Source organism: Mesorhizobium sp. M7A.F.Ca.US.014.04.1.1 (genome assembly GCF_003998745.1).
In the GTDB taxonomy this organism is placed as follows: domain Bacteria; phylum Pseudomonadota; class Alphaproteobacteria; order Rhizobiales; family Rhizobiaceae; genus Mesorhizobium; species Mesorhizobium ciceri.
On record NZ_RZRW01000457.1, the window covers coordinates 1 to 4,606 of the forward strand.

Genomic DNA, 4,606 nt, shown 5'->3' on the forward strand with positions numbered 1-4,606 from the left:
TCCTTGGGCCGCGGACGATCCGGGGGCGGTTCATCCAGGGAGCGGCCCGGACGATTCAGGGTGCAGCCTGTCCGCAGAGCGCGTCATTCAGGTGAATGATGGCAACGTTCGGTGTGCATCGTAGGCTGCGGCAATCCCCGATATTTGCCTCCCTCGGAAGCGCGAACCGATGGCACTGAGCGACCTTCTGAGACCCAAGATGGTTCCCGCGGCCGACACAGCCATCATCGCTGTTCGGCCGAGCACGATCGGTTCGATCATTCGTGCAGCTGGTGAGGTGTCGGCGATGGCAATTGTCGGCCAACTCACCCTTCTTGCTGCGATTCCGGTCTTGGCGCGGCTCTATTCGCCTGCGGATTTCGGCATCTTTACGATTTATCTGTCGATTGTGAACATACTCGCCGGGGTCGCAGCATTGCGCTTCGAGGCGTCACTCTATGGGGTTAAGGGGAGCGCCCAGGCCTATGTGACGGTCAAGCTTATCCTTTTGGCTGTGTTCGTGACCACCGTCCTGGCCTTTTCGGCCGGACAGATGCTGTCGAACCTTGCTCCCAACCGCCTCGGCTCGCTTGCCTGGCTCATTCCGATCGGAATGGGAGGCGCAGGTCTGGTCGAAGCCATGAACTGCTGGAGCCTGCGTGCTGGGCTTTTGCGCGACTTTGCCCTTGGGCGGCTGATCCTGCCGGCGAGCATGGCTGCACTGCAATTGGTTTTCGGCATTGCCAACCTTGGCGGCGAAGCGATGATCCATGCCCATATTTTGAGCCAGTTCGTCTTTATCGGGTATATCGGTTATCGGGTGACGAGCTGGGAGGATTTGCGCGGCATCGCCCGGGCACCTTGGCGTGCGGTGTTCGAAAAGGCCCGGCGGGAATACAAATTTCCTCTGTTCGATATCCCCGCAACACTCGCGAGCATAGCGATCAACAATCTTCCGGCAGTTCTTGTCGGTGGGCTGTTCGGCACCGCATTTGCCGGATATTTGGGCGTGGCAACGCGCCTGGTTACCGGTCCAGTGACGCTGATCGCTTCACCGCTCAGCAATGTTTTTGTCGCCGAAGCAAACCAGAACAACAATCGTGGACACCTGCTTGGCGTGGCACGCGGGCTTCTCCTGCTGGCCGCCGGCTTTACCGCGGTGCCGATATTGCTGCTTGGACTCGCCGCGCCCTATGTGGTCGTTCCGCTCCTGGGCGAGCCTTGGATGCCCACCGCGGAAATCATGACCGCACTGGCGCTGATGGGCGCGGCACAAGCGTTGTCTACTCCGCTTAGCGACGTTCCCGCTCTGCTACGTCGGCAAGGAACAAGACTGGTCATCGACCTCGCACGAGCGGTTCTCGTGTTTGGCCCGCTGCTCGCCGGCGCCCAGGCGGGCTGGCAGCCAGTCACCGTCATCTATTTCATGGCCGCCGGCGGCGCGTCGGGTTTCGCTCTGAAAATGGCAGCATCGCTGTATTTGTTGACCCACGACCCCCAACCAGCAGGCGCTGCAACGTGCATCCAACATGAATGTCTCGAGGAAAAAACACCATGAATTCGTCGTCGGTTGACAATCTTCAAGCGGCAGTTGCGGTCACCCAGCATGACCGTGCCGATGTCTCATGGTCACGCCCTTTTATCTCTGTCGGGATACCAACCTTTCGCCGGCCCGATACGATCCGCAGGGCGATCGACAGCGTCCTGGGTCAGGATTACTCCGATTGGGAGTTGGTCGTGAGCGACGACGAGGGACCGGAGGGCGAGACCTGGGCTATCGTGACCGACTATGCACGAAGCGAACCTCGCATCCGCATCATCGAGAACAGCCGAGGTCGCGGTCAGGTGGAGAACACCAACAACGCTATGCTGGCTTGCGCTGGACGGTGGATCAAGTTGCTGCACGACGATGACTGGCTTGCGCCAGGTGCACTCAGGACATTCGCCGAAGTTGCCAAACAGCACCCGTCGGTTGCCTTCATGACGTCAGCCGCAAACATAATCGAGGACAAGCGAGTGAGATTTCGCCAAGTCCCCAAGGAGCAGGAAGCGATCTCCCTTTATTCCAGCCAGCAGTGCCTGATGGACCTCTATCTGGTGCGCGCGACACGCTGCCTGGGGATCATTCCATCCACATTGTTGATCAACAGCGACGTCATTCGTGCCGGCTGCTTGATGCGCACGCACAAAGAGATTCCGGCCGGAGTGGATCAACTGTTCTTCGTCGATCTAGCCAGCCATGGGGACATGGTGGCGATAAGCGATCCGCTTACCTTTTATGATGCAACGAGCCATCCAAGCATTACCACGTCAAAGAGTTTCCGCGAGGTCGACGAAGTGACCCTCGCCGTCAAGCAGCTTAACTGGAATCTCATCAAAGACCGCAACCATCTCCCGCCTCCCGAGACATTGCTGCGGGCGCTGCGGGTTGCTCGTATTCCCATGCGGTTCCACCAGCAGTCCTGGTTGACCACGTTCCTGGATGGGATACAGATCTTCCGGCCTTCGGTCATGAAGGTGGCGGGCTGGCACGTGCTTAATCACGTGTTTGCAATCCGCCCAAGATTGGGCCGGGTGCGCACGCGACGGCGGTAAGGTGAGGCTGGCCGACAAGCACATCAGCGACAGATTGCGCGCACAAGCCTGTTGTGCGCGCGCATGGTAAAGGCGTTTGCCTCACGGCAAAACGCATATGCGCCCAAGAAGAGCTACCAGTTCCGCCTGTCGCCGTGTTTCGGTCTTGGCGAACAGCGACGCCAGCTGCGACCTTATCGTGGTCCGGCTCAAGCGCCGCTTGCGGGCTATTTCCAAAGGGGCATCGCCCTGCGCCAAGCGCAGTGCGAGCTGCGTTTCGGCACTCGTCAGACCAAACATTCTTTGCAGCGTCTGGGGATTTGGCCCGGACCTGTTTTCACGATCCAGCAGCGCCACGATGCTTGTCGCGTCAGGCGTTGCTATGCCCTTCTCGTTCAATATCAGGGGCCTGTCGCCCATGCCTCGGATCACCACCCATGAAAGCGTGCCAGGAGAAAAATTGCCCGGCACGTTTGCGATCAGCCGTCTCAGCGCAGCAAATACCTTGCTGGCCGTATCGGCTGCCTCGCCTTCGCGCTCCAAGGTGTTTTGAGCGGCTGAATTCCACTCCATGACCTTCCTGTCGCTGTTCAGGATCAGGTAGCCACAACCGATGCGATCAAGCATTCTCACAACAGATGCAAGGCTGCTCTGCCGTGGCTCGACAGCAACGCTGTCGAACCGTTGTGGTGCTTGATGCCAAGCGGAAGCATGGTCACCTTGCGTTCTCAAGGCGGAGACAGGCTTTCCCCCGAAACTTCCATATTGGCGACCAAGAATTCCATCATCTTGCCTACCAACCAGTGCCATTTTCTTACCTCCCGCAAAACGGCAACGCCTCCCAGTCAAAAGGAGGTGCCTTAAACATGTCAGTCAGGTCGCTTGGAGAGTAGCGGTCCGATCCGCCCCCGACATCGGACAAAATGCGCGCTACAATCCCGGGGAACAATCCTGCGGTCGGACTAGTCTGTACGCTTTTCGGTCTAATCTCGACGGACTAGTCAGAAGGTTATAGTCTGGCACATGCGTTTGCATTCGCTCAGTTTGCATCCGAACAGCTCAGGCAAGTTGCTGACCCGCCTTGCCTCGATGTCGCTCCTGATAGCGACACTTGCAGTCGAGACAGCGCTGCCGACCTCTGTGGCATACGACATCGGCTTTTTTGAGTTTGTTCCCGCCATTATTGCCATCTCATATTTCGAAGATCGCATGATCGCTCTTGCGGCAACATTTGTGATGGTTGCCGTCGGCTTGTTGACGCGGGATGTCCTGCACCATCCAATCGATGTCGGCCTTTGGGTTCAAGCCATTCTGCTGCTGGTTGCAGGGGGGATGATCGCCCTGACTTTCCACCGGCAGAGGCAGGACTACCGCACCCTTTTGCAGGTTGCGGAGGCTAGACTCGCGGCCTTGGAAGCAACCGAAAACAGGTATCGCTGGGCATTCGAACGTGCCGCCATTGGCTTTGCCAACATGAATGAGAACGGAGAGTTGCAACGGTCCAACAAGCGTCTTGGTGAGATGACAGGGTATGTCGAGGAGGAGCTTTCAAGTCTGCCGCTCAGCGCACTCGTCCACCCCGACGACAACCACACCTTGGCGGAAGCGTTGACTCGCCTGAAAGACACGACTTCGTTTGGCTCGGAGATCCGTCTCCTGAGAAGAGACGGCACGATTTTGTGGACAAGATTGGCCCTGTCTTTGGCCGTGCCAGCCGATGCTCTCCCTCAAAGCATTTTTGTAGTGGTGGACGACATATCGGGAGAGCGAACCGCCCGCGAGGCACTCCGGGCTCAGAAGGAATGGTTGGACCTGGCGCTATCGTCAAGCCGGTTGGGAACATGGCGCATAGATTTCGAGAGCGGGTCCGTGAAGGGCTCAGCCGCGTTCTGGGAAATGATGGGGCTGGCACCCGCGCCGAGCCGTCCATTGCAGGAATTGACTGCGGTCGTTCACCCGGCCGACTTGCCTAATCTGATGGCCCTGTCTTTGGCCGTGCCAGCCGATGCTCTCCCTCAAAGCATTTTTGTAGTGGTGGACGACATATCGGGAG

The 4,606-nt window shown here is 58.3% G+C and carries 4 protein-coding genes; 3 read left to right on the plus strand and 1 reads right to left on the minus strand.

Annotated elements, in window-relative coordinates:
* The first annotated feature begins 169 nt into the window (after positions 1-169).
* Together EOA22_RS24895 and EOA22_RS24900 are read left to right on the plus strand one after the other, a co-directional pair.
* A complete protein-coding gene (locus EOA22_RS24895; protein ID WP_013533110.1) occupies positions 170-1,537 on the plus strand; it encodes a lipopolysaccharide biosynthesis protein in 1,368 nt (455 codons plus the stop codon).
* A complete protein-coding gene (locus EOA22_RS24900; protein ID WP_063167492.1) occupies positions 1,534-2,574 on the plus strand; it encodes a glycosyltransferase family 2 protein in 1,041 nt (346 codons plus the stop codon). The genes EOA22_RS24895 and EOA22_RS24900 overlap by 4 nt, the downstream gene beginning before the upstream one ends.
* An 81-nt stretch (positions 2,575-2,655) precedes the next feature.
* Here the strand turns inward: EOA22_RS24900 and EOA22_RS24905 are convergent, their stop codons facing one another.
* Complete coding sequence (locus EOA22_RS24905; protein WP_024502429.1) at positions 2,656-3,363, minus strand: helix-turn-helix transcriptional regulator; 708 nt, start codon at positions 3,361-3,363, stop codon at positions 2,656-2,658.
* A 213-nt stretch (positions 3,364-3,576) separates the two neighbouring features.
* On the opposite strand from EOA22_RS24905, the gene EOA22_RS24910 reads away from it, so the two are divergent.
* The coding region (locus tag EOA22_RS24910) for a PAS domain S-box protein (RefSeq protein WP_245478679.1) at positions 3,577-4,606 on the plus strand (1,030 nt) is incomplete at its 3' end.

Bases quoted from the DNA above. Each gene is read 5' to 3' on its own strand.
- EOA22_RS24905 (WP_024502429.1), bottom strand. From the start codon at position 3,363: ATGGCACTGGTTGGTAGGCAAGATGATGGAATTCTTGGTCGCCAATAT.
- EOA22_RS24900 (WP_063167492.1), top strand. From the start codon at position 1,534: ATGAATTCGTCGTCGGTTGACAATCTTCAAGCGGCAGTTGCGGTCACC.
- EOA22_RS24895 (WP_013533110.1), top strand. From the start codon at position 170: ATGGCACTGAGCGACCTTCTGAGACCCAAGATGGTTCCCGCGGCCGAC.